A 17,261-nucleotide genomic window follows, 5' to 3' on the forward strand; every position below is an offset into this window, starting at 1 on the left:
AAGCCATGATGGACAAAAGCTGATGGAGACCGAACAAAAGTGTCCGTCATCAGCTCCATGACGGACAAAAATAGATGGAGAGCTAGCAAAAATGTCCGTCATCCAGTCTATGACGGCCAAAAGCTGGTGGAAACCGAGAAAAAGTGTCCGTCATCAGGTCCATGACGGACAAAAATAGATGGAGAGCTAGCAAAAATGTCCGTCATCCAGTCTATGATGGCCAAAAGCTGGTGGAAACCGAGAAAAAGTGTCCGTCATCAGGTCCATGACGGACAAAAACGGATGGAGACCTAGCAAAAGTGTCCGTCATCAGGTCCATGACGGACAAAAACGGATGGAAACCGAGAAAAAGTGTCCTTCATCAATCCCATGACGGACAGAAAAACAGAAAAAAACAAAAAAAGTGTCCACCACGCAAAGTGCGTGTGGACACTAAATACAAATCTCTATTTCCTCAGCGCAAATCCAGCTGCATTGGTTCCGGCGAGCCTTCCGGTAACTAGCGCGGATGTGATATTGTATCCTCCTGTATATCCGTGGATATCGAGGATTTCCCCGCAGAAATATAGTCCTTCTGCTTTCTTGGATGCCATTGTTTGCGGCTCGACTTCTTTGACGGATACGCCGCCGCCGGTGACGAATGCTTTATCAAGCGGCAGAGTGCCGTTGACTTTGAACTCGAATTGTTTCACCGAACTCGCAAAGTTCCTGATCTTTTCATGTCCCAGCTGTCCGCCCTGCATTGCTGGGTCAATTTCATTCCGCTCAAACAGGAACAATAAATAGCGTTCAGGCAAAAGTCCCTTAAGCAGATTTTTCAGCGCTTTTTTTGGCTCAGCTTTTATCAACTTATTGATTTCCTGGAACAATTCTTCTTCCTTCATGTCAGGAAGAGCGTCCAGGGACATGACGATCTCTTTCAGATTCCACTTTTGCATCGCTTTGACGACGAACTGGCTGCAGCGAAGCACGGCAGGGCCGCTGATTCCGAAATGGGTGAAAATCATGTCCATCTTGTGTGTGATAAGCGCCTTTCCTTTAGGGTTCAGGACACTGAGCGCAATCCCTCTCAAGGAAAGCCCCTGCAAAATCTTCTCCTTAATAAAGGGTTCAGAAGAGGTTACGGGCACTTCTGTAGGGAACAGGGTGGTGATGGTGTGGCCTGCTTTTTCCGCCCAGGCGTATCCATCACCAGTCGAACCGGTATGGGGAACGGATTTCCCGCCTACTGCGATGATCACGCTGTCTGCTAAAATCCTGTCTCCATTTTTTAATTCCACTGAATCAACTTTTCCGTCCCTGTAATGCACATCGGCCACAGGAGTATTTGTCTTAATTTCTACTTTTAACTCTCTTAGCTTTGATAAAAGAGCATCGACAACCGATTGGGCTTTATCTGTGACTGGGAACATCCGGCCATGGTCCTCTTCTTTCAGCTTGATTCCGAGCCCTTCAAAAAATGAAATGATATCCTCATTGCTGAAAATCGAAAGGGCACTGTATAGGAATCGCCCGTTTCCGGGTATATGTTTAATGATTTCATCGACAGGGAGGCGATTTGTCACATTGCAGCGTCCGCCGCCGGAGATGGCCAGCTTTCGGCCGAGCTTGTCCCCTTTATCGATCAGCAGCACCTTTGCACCTTTCTCGCCAGCAGCAATCGCAGCCATCAAGCCAGAAGGCCCGCCGCCAAGGACGATTACATCGTATTTCATTGCTTCACCAACTTTTCGTTTCACTATTTATAAATGCAATTGCGCACTTTTCTTATTATAATGCATCTCTTCTTTAAAAACATTTCCCTGACTGAGAAATTCAAATCTCTTCAGCCTGAAAACTGGCAGTCAGGCTGAAGAAGGAGTAAACTAGGGAATGCAGGAAATTTCTGCATCCGTTGATAAATATCATAGTGCCGGATAGTGTTTATGGTAAAATACAAGTTTGTAAACTGATTTTATTTTATAGATTGAAAAGTAGGGATTATATGTCATCTAAGCTATTACGAGGGACGTTCATACTGACAATTGGCACGATTTTATCCAAAGTACTGGGATTGTTTTATGTTATTCCCTTTTTTGCGATCGTAGGAGATTATGGGACCGCCCTATATTCGTTCTCTTACATTCCATATACAATTTTCATAAGCATCGCCACAGCCGGTGTGCCGCTGGCTGTTTCAAAGTTCATAGCAAAATATAATGCTCTTGAGGAGTATGCCGTCGGCAGGAAGTTATTCAAATCAGGAGTCGCTGTCATGCTTGCGACAGGCATTTTGTCGTTCCTGATCATGTATGTAACGGCTCCGGGTCTGGCTGATATAGTCATGAACACTAGTGGGGAAGAAAATGCGAAAATAACGGCTGAAGATGTGACAACGGTGATACGGGCAGTCAGTTTCGCGCTGATCGTTGTTCCATTCATGAGCTTGATCCGCGGTTTCTTCCAGGGACATCAATCGATGGGACCATCAGCCGTATCGCAAGTGGTAGAGCAAATTGTAAGGATTGTTTTCGTCCTTGCAGGTGCATTTTTTGTTCTGAACGTAATTGAAGGTGATATGGTTACCGCGGTCAGCGTAGCTACGTTTGCTGCGTTCATAGGTGCACTCGGCAGTCTTGGGGTGCTTGGCTGGTATTGGGTCAAAAGAAAACCGCATTTGGATAAATTGCTGGAAGAAGATAAAAAGACGATGGATATTTCCTTGAAGGACATTTATAAGGAAATCCTTCTTTATGCAGCGCCATTTGTATTTGTCGGGATTGCCAATCCTTTGTTCCAGTTTATTGATATGATGACCTTCAACAGAGCGATGATGGCAATTGGGAATAGCCAGAATGAAGCGAATACGGCGTTTTCAGTGCTGAATTTCCAATCCCATAAGCTAGTGATCATTCCAGTTTCTCTGGCTACGGCTTTTTCATTGACGCTGGTGCCAAGCATCACGAAAGCTTTTACGGAGAACGACCGTAAGGGAATGAGGAGGCAGCTTGACCAAACGTTCCAGGTCCTGATGTATCTGACTGTGCCTGCTGCAGTTGGAATTGCCCTTCTGGCGGAACCAATGTATACCGTCTTCTATGCACATAATGATCTTGGAACAGAAGTACTGGCCACATACGCCCCAGTTGCCATCCTGTTTGCGCTATTTTCCGTAACAGCGGCAATCCTGCAGGGAATCAATGAACAGCGTTTTACGATTTTAAGCCTGTTGACGGGTTTGCTGGTAAAATTGAGCCTTAACATGCCGTTGATCAAGCTGTATGAAACACAGGGGGCAGTGATCTCTACTGCGATAGGTTACATTGTTGCAATCATCATCAATATGGTGGTGATCAAAAAGTTCGCAAGGTATCCAATGGGATTTGTAACGAGAAGGATTATCCTGATCCTTGTGTTCTCAGGGTTAATGGCAGGCGTAACGGCTGCCTTCTATGGAGTGCTTGTCCAGTTCCTGTCACCGGCAGGAAAGTTCGAATCCATTATGATCATTGTTATTTCTGCTGTTGTAGGTGCGGGTGTGTATTTTTATCTTGGTTTCCGGACCAAACTGGTGGACAGGCTCTTTGGGGATCGGGTCACAAAAATCAAGCGCAAATTAAGGCTGCCGGTTTAATAAAGAATGGCCTTCGTTTATGAAGGCCATTTTTAATGCATCCTAATAGTAAAACTGCTGGTCATTGTCGCGGATGTTAAGACGGCGCTCAATCCTGTCGACCCTGCGGTCCAGCCGGTCGATCTGATTGTTCAATCTTTGGATTTGCCTTTCGAGCTGGTTGAGCCTCTGATTAAATTGGCCTCCGCCGCCAGGATATCCGCCACCAGGATATCCACCTCCTGGATAGCCTCCGCCTGGCACTCCGGGAAGGGGAATGTACAAGCCTTGCCCTTGCTGTCGGTAATTCATTAAGGTCATCTCCTCGTAATCTGATGTAAATTATGATATTAGTCTATGTATGGCAAAAGGAAATGGAATGGGCTTATGCCCATGTGAATTAGAGGGGGTATACCATGAGAATAGATAAAGTGCTTTCCAACCTTGGATATGGGAGCAGGAAAGATGTGAAAAAACTTTTAAAAGATGGTGCTGTTAAAGTGAATGGCGAAGCCATCAAGGATGCTAAACAGCATGTTGACCCTGAAAAAGACTTCATCACTTTGAATGGAGAGGAAATTCATTATCGAGAGTTTATTTATTTGATGATGAACAAGCCGCCTGGTGTCATCTCTGCAACTGAAGACAACCATGATGAGACGGTCATCGACCTGCTTGAGATGGAGGATTTGGTCTTTGAGCCTTTTCCGGTCGGAAGGCTTGATAAGGATACGGAAGGCCTGCTATTGATCACGAATGACGGACAGTTGTCCCACAGGCTGCTATCGCCTAAAAAGCATGTTCCGAAAACGTATTTTGCAGTGATCGAGGGGGAAGTAACAGAAGCGGACATTGAAGCATTTAAACAGGGTGTCACCCTTGATGACGGCTATGAGACAAAACCTGGGGAGCTTGTCATCTTAAAATCCGGTTTGACTTCCGATATCGAACTGACTATTACAGAAGGGAAGTTCCATCAGGTGAAGAGGATGTTCCAGGCAGTGGGGAAAAGGGTTGTATACCTGAAGAGATTGTCGATGGGCCCGCTTGAGCTTGATGAAACACTCGAACTTGGAGAGTACAGGGAGCTTACCGACGAAGAAGTCGAAATGCTGCAAAACTATGAAGTATAAAAAATCGCCGAGGGTGCTCCCCCGGCGATTTTTTTCTTATTTTTAATTGTTTAGTGCCATACGTTTCTATTTTTCTGCTATGACGACATCTTTACTTTTTTCCGGGTCGTTGTCCATTTACCTCGGCTCGGACTTTTCACTAAGTCGTTATAAGCCAGGACATTCAAATCCCTCTGGATGGTTCGAGGAGTAATTCCGAATTCCTCTACAAGATCTTGAGTTGTGACAGTTCCATTCTGACATATATACATGTAGATGGATTTGATGCGGTTTATCATCCGGTTAGTCGAAGGTTTCAAACAACCACTCCCTATCCTTTTTTAAACCCCTTTGTCATTTTCCTGCAACCGACTTTGATTGAAGACGAATCCTCAAGTATGTAGTTTTCTTCTTTCCAGACAGCTCCTTTTGCGTCCATTTTAAAAAGGAAGTCATAAGATGTCCTACCTTTTGGACTATTTTACACTTAAATAATACAAAATTCCAGATTATTCACTGTTTTTTATGAAAATTTAACAATTAGTTATTTATCTGCCTCCCTCTATATGGTTTATATACTTAACGATATGGTTTTAAACAGGCTAAATATGACAGTTGTTAGAAAATTTGAAAAGTTTATTGAGGTTGAAAGTTTACGAATAGCGAATGGAAGGAGTAAAATAAAATTCAAGTTTTCAAGTGGGGATTTGCGGTACAATAAGAACATCTTCCCGCTTAGGTGAATCCTTTCAGGGGAAAGAAAGATATACATATAACTCTCATTTGGAGGTTTTTGACCATGACTTCGATCAACTGGACGAAGGAAGTAGAGAAAAGAGAAGCGGATTTGATCAAAGATGCTCAGGACCTGTTGAAAATCAAGAGTGTTCTTGATGAAGAGAACAGCACTCCAGACGCGCCGCTTGGTGAAGGTGTAAAAGAAGCATTGGATTTCATGCTTCAATTGGGTGAAAAGGATGGCTTTACCGCCAAAAATGTTGGCAATCTTGCCGGCCATCTCGAATTCGGGCAGGGAGATGATATTGTGGGTGTTCTCTGTCATGTCGATGTCGTGCCAGAAGGGGATGGATGGTCCAGCGACCCTTATGGCGCTGAAATTCGTGATGGGAAAATCTATGCCCGCGGCGCAATCGATGACAAAGGTCCAACCATGGCAGCATATTATGCTATGAAAATCGTCAAAGAATTGGGCTTGCCCCTTAATAAGCGTGTAAGAATGATCATTGGCACAGATGAGGAAAGCGACTGGCGTTGTGTCGACCACTATTTTGAGCATGAAGAAATGCCTTCGATGGGATTCGCTCCGGATGCTGATTTTCCGATCATCTATGCTGAAAAAGGAATCGCTGATTATGATTTAGTGTGCAAGGCCGCTGGTATAGAAAAAGAAGGCTTTGATGCCGAAGTAATCGAATTTTCATCCGGACGCCGATATAATATGGTGCCTGATTTTGCAAAAGCTGTGCTGGCTGTTCAGCAGGGCCAGACAGATATTGTCCAGCGCTTTGACGAATTTAAGCGAAAAAATGAACTGGATGGCAAGGTGACCGTCGAGAGCGGCAGGCTAGTCCTTGAGCTGGAAGGAGTTTCAGCCCATGGCATGGAGCCTGACAACGGAAAAAATGCAGGACTTTTCATGTCTGCCTTCCTTTCGGAATTGAGTCTTGATGGAGACAGTGAAAAATTCTTTCAGTTTGCCGCTAAATACCTGGGCAAGGATTCACGAGGCAGGGAATTGGGTGTGGCATTTTCCGATGATATCACCGGAGACTTGACGATCAATGTCGGCAAACTTTCATATACCCGCGAGACCGGGGGCCGTGCCGGATTGAATATGCGTTATCCGGTTACGACGAATCTAGAAAAAACGAAAGAAATCCTGCATCAGCTTTTGGAGGCTGAAGGATTGGCCATCGAGAATTTCTCGAATTCCAATCCGCATCATGTCGATGAAAATGATTTCCTGATCCAGACGTTAAAAAAGGTTTACGAAGAGCAGGTTGGTGAAAAGGCTAAGCTGATCTCGATTGGCGGGGGAACTTATGCAAGGTCACTGAAATCCGGCGTTGCATTTGGCCCGCTGTTCCCTGGCAGACCTGATATCGCACACCAGAAGGATGAGTATATGATCATTGAGGACCTTTTGCGAGCAACGGCGATCTACGCGCAGGCTATTTATGAATTGGCAAAATAATAGTTTTTTTAAAAATCAAGGAGGGAAATCGAATGGAATATGTAATTGTAGACGATAAGGTGCTGGACAGGACCGAAGCCAAGGTGGATATTGAGGATAGAGGCTATCAGTTTGGTGATGGCGTATACGAGGTCATTCGTGTATACAACGGGAAGATGTTCACCGGGATTGAGCATTTGAACCGGCTTGCAGAGAGTGCCGAAAAAATCAGGATGAAGCTCCCGTACAGCCCTGAAGAACTTTTAGCAAGAATGGAAGAGCTAATTTCGAAAAACGAAGTGGAAACCGGAACCGTGTACATGCAATTCACAAGGGGAACTTCACCCCGAAATCATGTTTTTCCAGGCGAAGAAGTGGCGACAACCTTTGTTGCATATACGCGCAAGGTACCGCGCCCTGTGGATCCGATGGAGAAAGGTGTACGTGCTATCCTTGACGAAGATATCCGCTGGCTTCGCTGTGACATCAAAAGCCTGAACTTGCTAGGTAATTTGCTTTCGAAACAAAAAGCGGCAGAAGCAGGCTGTTTCGAGGCTATTCTCCATCGCGGAGAAACTGTTACGGAGGGCAGCCATTCCAATATCTCGATTGTTAAAGATGGTGTGGTCATCACCCACCAGGCTGACAACCATATTCTGAATGGCATTTCACGGCAAAAGGTGTTGGAAATCTGCAGGAATGAAGGCATTCCTTTTGAGGAGCGAGCATATACGCTTGAGGAATTATCTTCAGCCGATGAAGTCTTCTCATCTGGTACAACCGTCGAAGTTATGCCAGTTGTCGAGGTGGCCGGTAAACCTGTCGGAAACGGGCAGCCTGGTTCAGTCACGAGGAAGCTTCAAACCCTTTTTAAAGCAGAAATCGAACGCCAATGCGGAAATATCTGATCATGAACCTGCGGCTTAAAAGCTGCAGGTTTTTTTAATGCGGTAAGATTCATTTCAGTTCAGAACCCCTTTTGCCATTATCGCTTGCTTTGTTTTTTCTTGGCAGGAATGGGTATCATAAAAATATTTAAAACACCAGGACTGCTTTTGTTCATTCAGACAATGTACAGCAGGAAAACCGAACAGGGGGAACAGATATGAAATTCACACCTGAACAGCATATCGAACTGCATGGATTTAATAATCTCACAAAATCATTAAGTTTTAATATGTATGACATCTGTTATACGAGGACGAAGGAAGAACGTGAAGCTTATATTGAATATATTGATGAACAGTATAGTGCAGAACGGCTTACCAAAATCCTTACTCATGTTGCGGATATCATTGGAGCACATGTCCTTAATGTGGCCAAGCAGGACTACGTGCCCCAGGGAGCCAGCGTGACCATCCTCGTATCCGAAGGGCCGGTCGTCGAGGTGCCGGATGAAGCGTATGATGAATCGCCCGGGCCGCTTCCGGACAATGTAGTTTTACAGCTTGATAAAAGCCATATCACGGTCCATACGTACCCGGAGTTCCACCCGGATGAAGGAATCAGTACATTCCGCGCCGATATCGATGTCTCCACCTGCGGAGAAATCACACCGCTGAAAGCCCTGAATTATCTTATCCATTCCTTCGAAACCGATGTGATGACGATTGATTATAGGGTAAGAGGCTTTACGAGGGATAAAGAAGGGAACAAGCTGTTCATCGACCACGACATAAGCTCGATTCAAAACTACATTCCGGAAAATGTGAAAGACCAATTTGATATGGTTGATATCAATGTCTACCAGGAAAACATTTTCCATACCAAATGCAAGCTAAGAGAATTTGATTTAGATAATTATCTTTTCGGCTATACGAAAGAATCTTTGTCCCCCGAGGAACGGGAAGAAATCACCGAAAGGATCCAGGCTGAAATGGAAGAAATCGTGTCCGGAGTGACACTCCATTCTGGGACGATTTTTGAAGAAGAAGACGAAGAGATGGACAAATAGCACTAAGAAGGCATGTGCTGATAAATCATTAAGACTGCAGACGAACTATTGTTTGTCTGCAGTTTTTCATTTTGTCGGTACAAGAGAGACCCCAAAGCCGGAAAGGAACCCTTATGGTAGAGAAACCGGATGCATAAGGGTAAGATAAAGCCGGAAAGGAACCCTTATGCCAGAGAAACCGGATGCATAAGGGCAAGATAAAGCCCGGGAGATACCCTTATGCCAGAGAAACCGGATGCATAAGGGTAAGATAAAGTTCGGGAGATACCATTATGCCAGAGGAACCGGAAGCATAAGGGTAAGATAAAGCCCGGGAGATACCCTTATGCCAGAGGAACCGGATGCATAAGGGCAAGATAAAGCCCGGGAGATACCCTTATGCCAGAGAAACCGGATGCATAAGGGTAAGATAAAGCCCGGGAGATACCCTTATGCTAGAGGAACCGGAAGCATAAGGGCAAGATAAAGCCCGAGAGATACCCTTATGCCAGAGAAACGGGATGCATAAGGGTAAGATAAAGCCCGGGAGATACCCTTATGCCAGAGGAACCCGATGCATAAGGGTAAGAAAAAGCCCGGGAGATACCCTTATGCCAGAGAAACGGGATGCATAAGGGTAAGAAAAAGCCCGAGAGATACCCTTATGCCAGAGAAACCGGATGCATAAGGGTAAGATAAAGCCCGGGAGATACCCTTATGCCAGAGGAACCCGATGCATAAGGGTAAGAAAAAGCCCGGGAGATACCCTTATGCCAGAGAAACCGGATGCATAAGGGCAAGATAAAGCCCGAGAGATACCCTTATGCCAGAGGAACCGGATGCATAAGGGCAAGATAAAGCCCGGGAGATACCCTTATGCCAGAGGAACCGGATGCATAAGGGTAAGAAAAAGCCCGGGAGATACCCTTATGCCAGAGGAACCGGATGCATAAGGGCAAGATAAAGCCGGAAAGGTACCCTTATGGCAGAAAAAACCGATGGATAAGGGTACAATTAAGCCCGAAAGATACCCTTATGCAGGAGAAACCGAACACATAAGGGTACTAAAACACCAAGAAGGTATGAATCTCCTATAAAAAAACTCGCCATCTCATGGCGAGTCCTCTATAGATTACTCATCGAACCGGAATAAATCGCTTGAAAGATATCTTTCCCCGGTATCGCATGCAATGCAGATGACGACTTCATCTGGCTTAAGCTGTTTTGCGACATTGATGGCTGCGAAGCATGCGGCGCCTGATGATGGGCCGACTAGGATTCCTTCCTCCCTGGCGAGCCTTCTTGCGGTTTCGTAGGCGTCCTCATCTTCGATTTTATGGATCTTTTCGTAAACATCCTGATTAAGGATCTCGGGAATGAATCCGGGGCTTGTGCCAACCAGTTTATGCTTCCCTGGCTTGCCGCCTGACAGGACAGGGGACCCTGCTGGTTCGACAACGTGCACTGCCACGTCTGGGTATTCTTCTTTTAATGCCTCACCCGTTCCGGTGATTGTGCCTCCTGTTCCAGCTGTAGCCACGAACGCGCTGAGCGGTTTTTTTAGTTCCTTCATCGCTTCGATGATTTCCTTTGCCGTTGACATCCGGTGGGCATCAGGATTAGCTTCATTTTCGAACTGCATTGGCATATAGCTGTCTGGTATTTCCTTCAATAACTCTTCTGCTTTTTTGATTGCACCTGGCATTTTTTCATCTCCAGGTGTGAGTACGACTTCTGCGCCGTAAGCTTTTAACAGGTTGATTCTCTCCATTGTCATTGTATCGGGCATGACGAGGATTGCTTTGTAGCCTCTTGCCGCAGCATTCATCGCCAGTCCGATTCCGGTGTTGCCGCTTGTTGGCTCGATGATGGTTGAGCCCGGCTTAAGCTTCCCTTCGTTTTCTGCTGTAACGATCATGTTAAAGGCAGCTCTGTCTTTTACACTTTTGCTCGGATTGAAGTATTCAAGCTTCAGATAAACTGATGCTCCGCTCTCAGGTGCCAGGCGGTTTAATTTTAACAGCGGTGTTTCACCGATTAATGCTGCAATATTATTAACGACTCTCATAAGATAGCCTCCTTGAATGTACTCGATTGCTTTAGTATTCCATCTAAGTGAATAATTGATTATCAGCAACTGAAAAATAATGTTAACTTCTCTTTATCATATAAAAAAAGACTATTCCTATCAACTTGTAGGGATTATAAATGTTCATAAGGAATTTCTGCCAATATTACATGCCATTTGCTACAATAAATTCAAGTGGACGAGAAAGGGTGTATTTCGTTGATGGGACAGCATGCTCATTTTTTCTATGCTCTTGAACTTCCTGGGGAAGTCAAAGAATTATTCAAGAGCAAAATCGAACACCTGCAGGAAGAATTACCATTCAAAACCTGGGTCCATCCTCAGGATCTACATATCACACTGGCGTTTCTTGGGAATGCTCCCGATGACAAAATGAAAGCAGCCAGTGAACGAATTGAAGCAGCTATAAAGTTGAAGACCCCACTTGAGATGAAAATCGATCATCTTGGCTTTTTTGGCCGCAGGGACGCACCACGGATTTTCTGGGCGGGGCTCGAAGAATCACAGGAGTTGAGGGGAGTAAGGCAGGATGTGTTCTCAGCTTGCCTCGATTCAGGATTCACCCTTGAAAAGCGTCCCTTCAGTCCTCATATTACCATCGCCAGGAAGTGGATGGGGGAAACCCCTTTTTCTACTGAAACACTTGAGGCAGTGAACCCATTTAAAAACGAACAAATTTCTTTTCAGGCCGGAAGGGTCGTTTTGTACAAGACCCATCTGGGGAAAAGTCCTAAATATGAACCAATCAAACAATTCCCGCTTGCTCCCGGTAAATAAAGCCACTGGGATACAGGTATAAAGGCAGGTCAATCTATGGCACAATTAATCAAACTACAAGACTATGTATCACGCTATGCTCAGGATATTTATCTTTATCCTTCGAGATATGTCCGGCTGAAGAAAAAGCAATGGGAGGGATTGAAGGAGAAATGGGAGAACGGACATGGGCAGCCATATAAAGATTTAAAGAACGAATCATCACCAGAACTGCCTGATTCTATCCTTGATAAAATCAAGAGCAGGATCCGCCAGCCCGGAACAGTAAAGGATGAGGAAATTGTTCCTGAAAGCCCGGGACAGAGTGATGATCAGGACATTCTGATGGATGCCGATGCATTAACTTCTATCAGCAGCATTAAAACGGAAGATGAATTGAAGCAGCATTTCCTCGATAATTTGCTGCCATTCCAGCTGAAGTGGGCAAGTTCCACATTGATGGAAAGATCCTTTATCGCAAAAGAATTCACCCATGACCGTACCCTGAAGTTTTTGCTTCAGCGTTTTCCGGATACCTTCCTCATTTTATATAAACCTATCTTTTTACTGAAAAAAGCGCCGGTTGAAGCAGAATTGGTATTGGTCACTCCTTCTGCAGCTATTTGTATTTCATTTGTTGAAGCAGAAGAGGATGCTGCTTTTGTCGGCTCGAAGGACCGATTCTGGATCAAAAAGACAAAAAATAAGGAAACGAAAATCCTCAATCCGCTCATTGCCTTGAACAGAACAGAGAAAATCGTCAAATCTCTTTTTGATATGTACGGGGTGGATCTGCCTGTGCAAAAATTGCTGTTGAGCCGAAATGGTTACTTTGACTATCCTTTGCCGCCATATGGGGTGCAGTTCATCGATAAACGAAATTTCGAGGAATGGTTCTTGGCCCAGAGAGGAATGAAATCTCCATTAAAGCATATGCAATTAAAAGCGGCACAGGTACTGCTCCAATTTTGCCAGACAACATCGGTCAGGAGACTTGAATGGGAAAACCGCCCTGGGGAAGAAAAGTAAGAGATTTGACAAGTTAAGAACCTAATAAATAGATAAAGGTTTGGTCATATGGAGAAAATCTATTTCATCGTCAATCCGAATGCGAAAAATGGGAGCTGCAGGGAGATTTGGAGAAGGCTAGAGGCAGAGCTCGAAACCATGGATATCCCGTACCTTGCCTTTTTTACCGAACGAGCGGGACATGCGGAAGAGCTCGCCGGGTCAATTGCGCGCAAGTTAAGCGGCAGGCAGGCAACAATCACGGCAGTTGGGGGAGACGGTACGCTGCATGAAGTGGTGAATGGCACGGCAACGTATCCTAATATTAATATTGGTTTCATTCCCGGCGGGTCCGGTAATGATTTTTCAAGGGGATTTTCCATTCCGCGAAAAGCATCCGAAGCATTGCGTTTGGTGATTGACCAGAGCAATTCCCGGACTTTTGAAATCGACCTCGGAAAAATCCAGCACAAGGAATTACATGAAACCTATTTCATGAATAATATGGGGGTAGGCTTTGATGCCGCGGTCGCAAAAGAATCCAATGAATCAAGGATGAAACTGCTGCTGAACCGTGTTTCGCTGGGCAGGCTTGTCTATGTTTATATTCTTGCAAAAAAACTGCTCACTTTCCGAACCCTCCCTCTTTATATAACGATTGACGGGAGAGGGTTTCATTTTGATAATGCGTGGTTTGTGACCGTTTCGAACCAGCCATACTACGGAGGGGGCATGAAGATCGCTCCGGAGGCTCTGCCGGATGATGCGATTCTCGATGTTACCGTTGTTCACAGGATCTCCAGATGGAAGCTGCTGCTGGTTTTCGCCAGTGTCTTCTGGGGAAAGCACACAAAGTTCAAGGAAGTTGAGCAATATACCGGCAAGTCCATTACCATCGAATCACCAGAGGCAGTGTTGGCCCATGCCGATGGTGAAGCAATTGGGCATACACCTTTGAAAATCCATGTATGTCCAAAAGCAGCAAGGATTTTGACAGAAAAAAACCATCCAGGGCATACCGAGGAGTTGAAAATAAATGATTGCCATTGAAAGGGAGTTTTACGCCTATCTTGATCAAGTAGATCTCATTACAGTTTTGCTGCCTTATTCTTATTTTGATGGTGACTCCAAAGAGTTCCGGCTCAAAGGAGAGGGCGTTGATTTGCCTTTGGCAATCCAGGAAAAGGTATACCTTGAGGAGACAGTGAAATATATTTGTTTGGCCAGTGTCAGGCCGGAAATCGGTAAACCATATAAAGTATCAGATGATCATGGCGGCGAAACCGATCTGCAAATCGGTGCAGTCATCCGTACGGAGGAATTTGACAGGTTATTTTTTTACGAGGGAAATGATCTTGGGGTCAGCTATACACCTGAAAAAAGCACTTTCAAGCTATGGGCTCCGACCGCCGGGAAAATCAGGCTAAAGCTGTTCCGGGATGATTGGCAAAACTCTGAATTCATTAATATGAAAAGATCCGGGAAAGGTGTATGGAGCATTACGGTTGAAAGGAATCTGCAGCTTTATCGCTATTCGTTCCTGGTGTGTATCAATCTTGAATGGAGAGAGGCGGTTGATCCGTATGCAATCGCTTTAACAGTTAATGGTGAATATGGAGTTGTGGTCGACCCAACCAAAGCAAGCCAGGTACAGGACGGTTTTACTCCATTGAGAAATCCGGTGGATGCGATTATCTATGAAGCCCATATCAGGGATCTAACCATGCATCCGAACAGTGGGGCTTCCAGGAAGGGGACGTACCTGGGCGCTGCAGAAATGGACACCATGACTCCGTTGGGGGAGAGTACCGGCCTTGCATATATACGCCAGCTCGGTGTCACCCATATCGAGCTTCTTCCATTCCATGATTTCGAAGGGGTAGATGAACTGGACACTTTCGGTTCCTATAACTGGGGGTATAATCCAGTCCATTATAATGTACCAGATGGCAGCTATGCGACGGATCCGGAAGATCCCTACAGCCGGATAACCGAACTTAAGCAGCTGATTTCTGCGATACACAAAATGGATCTGGGTGTCATCATGGACGTGGTTTATAATCATGTCTACATCCGGGAAGGTTCCCCTTTTGAAAAAATAGTCCCGGGTTATTTTTTCCGTCATGATGAACATGGTCTTCCCTCGAATGGAACGGGAGTGGGGAACGATATCGCCTCTGAAAGACTGATGGTGAGGAAATACATCGTTGATTCAGTCCTGTTCTGGCTGAATGAGTACCAGGTTGACGGCTTCCGTTTCGACTTGATGGGAATCCTTGACGTTGAGACGATGACGGCCGTCAGGAAGGCCGTGGATGGTGTAAAACCCCATATGCTGATTATTGGGGAAGGCTGGGATCTCAATACCCCGCTGCCGGGTGACCGGAAAGCCAATATTGCCAACCAGGGGAAGCTTCCGGGGATTGGCCAGTTCAATGACTGGTTCCGAGATTCTATTAAGGGCAGTACCTTTAATATTTATGACAAAGGATATGCACTGGGAAATGAGCGGTATCTGGAAGCAGCTAAACAGGTTATGGCAGGAAGCGTTGGAATCGGCAAGCGGAAAAGCGGCCTGTTCCTCCAGCCTGGCCAGTCGGTGAATTACATTGAGTCACATGATAACCATACCTTGTGGGATAAGCTGAAAATATGCACTCCCGATGTGGAGGATGCTATTTTGAAAAAGCAGCACAGACTGGCAACATCGATGGTCTTGCTGGCACAGGGCATCCCGTTTTTACACAGCGGCCAGGAATTTTTCAGGACGAAGAAGGGAGTCGGCAACAGCTATCGATCTCCTGACGACATAAACTGGCTAGATTGGGACCTTCGTGATGAAAACCTGGATAATATCAGCTACATCAAAGGGATCATTGCGATACGAAAAGCGAACGAAGCTTTCAGGCTTGGAGACAGCGAAGAAATCCGCAGGCGAATGGCGTTTTTGCCATTGCAGGCACCGTTGATCGGATATGAACTGCAAGCAGGCGCAGGATGGGAAAAAATCATCGTGCTGATCAATCCTTCAATGGACCAGCAGCTGGCCGAACTTCCGGAAGAGGCGAAATGGAATGTCCTGGTTGACCATGAAAATGCGTCTGCAGAGCCATTTCGCCATATGGAAGGGAATAAGGTCTTGCTGGAGCCATGCTCACTGTTCGTGGCGGCAAAATAGCAGGATCCTTGATTTGATAACTTTTTAACAATATTAATTTAGTGCTGTTGGGGTTGACGTACCGAGCCTCTGGGGATAAAATTTATAAGATAGCTATTGTGTGCATTTTCCTATCAATAGCTGTCTTTTTATTTCCGATAATAAGAACAACGGTGATTTTTGATTTTATAGAATCCATTTCCGGTTTTCAGCACAAGGGAAATAGTGATAAATGAAGGTGACTAACTTTGGAACATTTATTTGGACAGGATTGGGAGATCGTTCCTGCTGGCGGCGCAACCGGTGCTGCCTATTTTGCACAGCATGAAGAACAAAGGCTGTTTTTAAAACGAAATTCATCCCCTTTTCTTGCTGTACTCTCCGCAGAAGGAATCGTACCCAAGCTTGTTTGGACTAAAAGGTTAGAAAACGGAGATGTTATAACGGCGCAGCAGTGGATGAATGGAAGAGAGCTGAAGCCAGGGGATATGAACAATGACCGTGTGGCCAGGCTGTTGAAGAAAATCCATGCGTCAGATCCGCTTCTTGGGATGCTCACAAGGCTGGGAAAGAGTCCGCTGAAGCCCGAGATGTTCCTTCAAGCCTTAAATGAAGATTTGGATGTGGAACTGCGTACGAAGCCTGCAGTAATCGATGCGATGAAGTTCCTGACTGAATATGTCGGCGATGTCGACCACGCTGAAAAAGTGGTTTGCCATTGCGATGTGAATCATAACAACTGGCTGCTTACCGAAGACAACCAGTTGTATTTAATCGATTGGGACGGCGCGATGATCGCTGATCCCGCCATCGATCTGGGGCTTCTCCTCTATTCCTATATACCATTGGAGGAATGGGAAGCGTGGCTGGACAAGTACGGCATCAGCCTGACAGAGAACCTCAGGCTGCGAATGAAATGGTACGCGCTCGCCCAGTCGCTTTCATCGATTCAATGGCACAAGAACCAGAATCGCATTCCAGAGATGGAAAAATGGATTGATTTCTTAAAGGCACTTTTTTAATTTTTCTTAGGAGAATTGACCGATATCATCGACCCATTGGGATAACTGATTCCGATTCGTCTCGATATGCTGTTCCAGGTCGGAAGCATTTACTCCGTTCTGGCTATACTGGTAAACATCCTGGAGGATCGTTTTGATGTTGCCATCCACATTCGTGTTGACCATCAGCGATTTAATCAGACGTTCCAGCTGTTGATACTCTGCAACCGATCCGCAGCAGTCAGTGTGCTGGTTGCTTAATATATCCTTTAATAAATTTACCTGGTCATGGTGGCTTAAAGGCACAATGATCACCCTTTCTTTTAAAAGGAATTCACATATAGATTGTGGATTCCTTTTTGCGTTTATACAGCCGGGAGAAATTTCACCTTGAAAACAGTTGGGTTGCATGATATTGT

The 17,261-nt window shown here is 45.4% G+C and carries 15 protein-coding genes; 10 read left to right on the forward strand and 5 right to left on the reverse strand.

Annotated elements, in window-relative coordinates; all coding sequences use genetic code 11:
- Positions 1-446: 446 nt before the first annotated feature.
- A complete protein-coding gene (locus FS736_RS11465) occupies positions 447-1,715 on the reverse strand; it encodes a BaiN/RdsA family NAD(P)/FAD-dependent oxidoreductase (protein WP_144477170.1) in 1,269 nt (422 codons plus the stop codon).
- Positions 1,716-1,984: 269 nt separating this feature from the next.
- Here FS736_RS11465 and FS736_RS11470 point away from each other — a divergent pair, with 269 nt between their 5' ends.
- Positions 1,985-3,613, forward strand: a complete 1,629-nt coding sequence (locus tag FS736_RS11470) for a putative polysaccharide biosynthesis protein (protein ID WP_144477173.1) — start codon at positions 1,985-1,987, stop codon at positions 3,611-3,613.
- 42 nt (positions 3,614-3,655) lie between these two features.
- Here the strand turns inward: FS736_RS11470 and FS736_RS11475 are convergent, their stop codons facing one another.
- Positions 3,656-3,904, reverse strand: a complete 249-nt coding sequence (locus FS736_RS11475; protein WP_144477176.1) for a hypothetical protein — start codon at positions 3,902-3,904, stop codon at positions 3,656-3,658.
- 104 nt (positions 3,905-4,008) lie between these two features.
- Here FS736_RS11475 and FS736_RS11480 point away from each other — a divergent pair, with 104 nt between their 5' ends.
- The gene (locus FS736_RS11480) at positions 4,009-4,725 is read left to right on the forward strand and encodes a pseudouridine synthase (RefSeq protein ID WP_144477178.1); all 717 of its coding nucleotides are present in this window, start codon (positions 4,009-4,011) and stop codon (positions 4,723-4,725) included.
- A gap of 77 nt (positions 4,726-4,802) precedes the next feature.
- Here FS736_RS11480 and FS736_RS11485 read toward each other — a convergent pair whose 3' ends face one another.
- Complete coding sequence (locus FS736_RS11485) at positions 4,803-5,024, reverse strand: DeoR family transcriptional regulator (protein ID WP_079510115.1); 222 nt, start codon at positions 5,022-5,024, stop codon at positions 4,803-4,805.
- 479 nt (positions 5,025-5,503) lie between these two features.
- Here FS736_RS11485 and pepV point away from each other — a divergent pair, with 479 nt between their 5' ends.
- From pepV to speD, 3 genes are all read left to right on the forward strand, one after another.
- Positions 5,504-6,919, forward strand: coding sequence for a dipeptidase PepV (gene pepV, locus FS736_RS11490; protein ID WP_144477181.1), 1,416 nt, complete (start codon positions 5,504-5,506; stop codon positions 6,917-6,919).
- A gap of 32 nt (positions 6,920-6,951) precedes the next feature.
- A complete protein-coding gene (gene dat, locus FS736_RS11495) occupies positions 6,952-7,806 on the forward strand; it encodes a D-amino-acid transaminase (RefSeq protein ID WP_144477184.1) in 855 nt (284 codons plus the stop codon).
- 197 nt (positions 7,807-8,003) lie between these two features.
- Positions 8,004-8,852, forward strand: a complete 849-nt coding sequence (gene speD, locus FS736_RS11500) for an adenosylmethionine decarboxylase (protein WP_144477187.1) — start codon at positions 8,004-8,006, stop codon at positions 8,850-8,852.
- 1,111 nt (positions 8,853-9,963) lie between these two features.
- Here speD and cysK read toward each other — a convergent pair.
- A complete protein-coding gene (cysK, locus tag FS736_RS11505) occupies positions 9,964-10,899 on the reverse strand; it encodes a cysteine synthase A (protein ID WP_144477190.1) in 936 nt (311 codons plus the stop codon).
- 222 nt (positions 10,900-11,121) lie between these two features.
- Here cysK and thpR point away from each other — a divergent pair, with 222 nt between their 5' ends.
- The 5 genes from thpR to FS736_RS11530 all read left to right on the forward strand — a co-directional run bounded on the left by thpR (position 11,122) and on the right by FS736_RS11530 (position 16,863).
- Positions 11,122-11,697, forward strand: coding sequence for an RNA 2',3'-cyclic phosphodiesterase (gene thpR / locus FS736_RS11510; RefSeq protein ID WP_144477192.1), 576 nt, complete (start codon positions 11,122-11,124; stop codon positions 11,695-11,697).
- A 36-nt stretch (positions 11,698-11,733) separates the two neighbouring features.
- The gene (locus FS736_RS11515; protein WP_144477195.1) at positions 11,734-12,705 is read left to right on the forward strand and encodes an NERD domain-containing protein; all 972 of its coding nucleotides are present in this window, start codon (positions 11,734-11,736) and stop codon (positions 12,703-12,705) included.
- A gap of 48 nt (positions 12,706-12,753) precedes the next feature.
- Positions 12,754-13,734: a diacylglycerol/lipid kinase family protein gene (locus FS736_RS11520; RefSeq protein ID WP_144477198.1), complete on the forward strand. Its 981-nt coding sequence runs from the start codon at positions 12,754-12,756 to the stop codon at positions 13,732-13,734.
- Positions 13,721-15,862, forward strand: coding sequence for a type I pullulanase (gene pulA / locus FS736_RS11525; protein ID WP_144477201.1), 2,142 nt, complete (start codon positions 13,721-13,723; stop codon positions 15,860-15,862). Before FS736_RS11520 ends, pulA begins: the two co-directional genes overlap by 14 nt.
- Positions 15,863-16,089: 227 nt before the next feature.
- Positions 16,090-16,863 (forward strand): phosphotransferase family protein, encoded by a 774-nt coding sequence (locus FS736_RS11530; protein ID WP_144477204.1) that lies wholly within the window; start codon positions 16,090-16,092, stop codon positions 16,861-16,863.
- 6 nt (positions 16,864-16,869) lie between these two features.
- Here FS736_RS11530 and FS736_RS11535 read toward each other — a convergent pair whose 3' ends face one another.
- The gene (locus tag FS736_RS11535) at positions 16,870-17,148 is read right to left on the reverse strand and encodes a YtzH-like family protein (protein WP_144477207.1); all 279 of its coding nucleotides are present in this window, start codon (positions 17,146-17,148) and stop codon (positions 16,870-16,872) included.
- Between the last annotated feature and the right edge of the window lie 113 nt (positions 17,149-17,261).

This window comes from Cytobacillus oceanisediminis 2691 (genome assembly GCF_007678455.1).
Taxonomy (GTDB): domain Bacteria; phylum Bacillota; class Bacilli; order Bacillales; family Cytobacillaceae; genus Mesobacillus; species Mesobacillus oceanisediminis_A.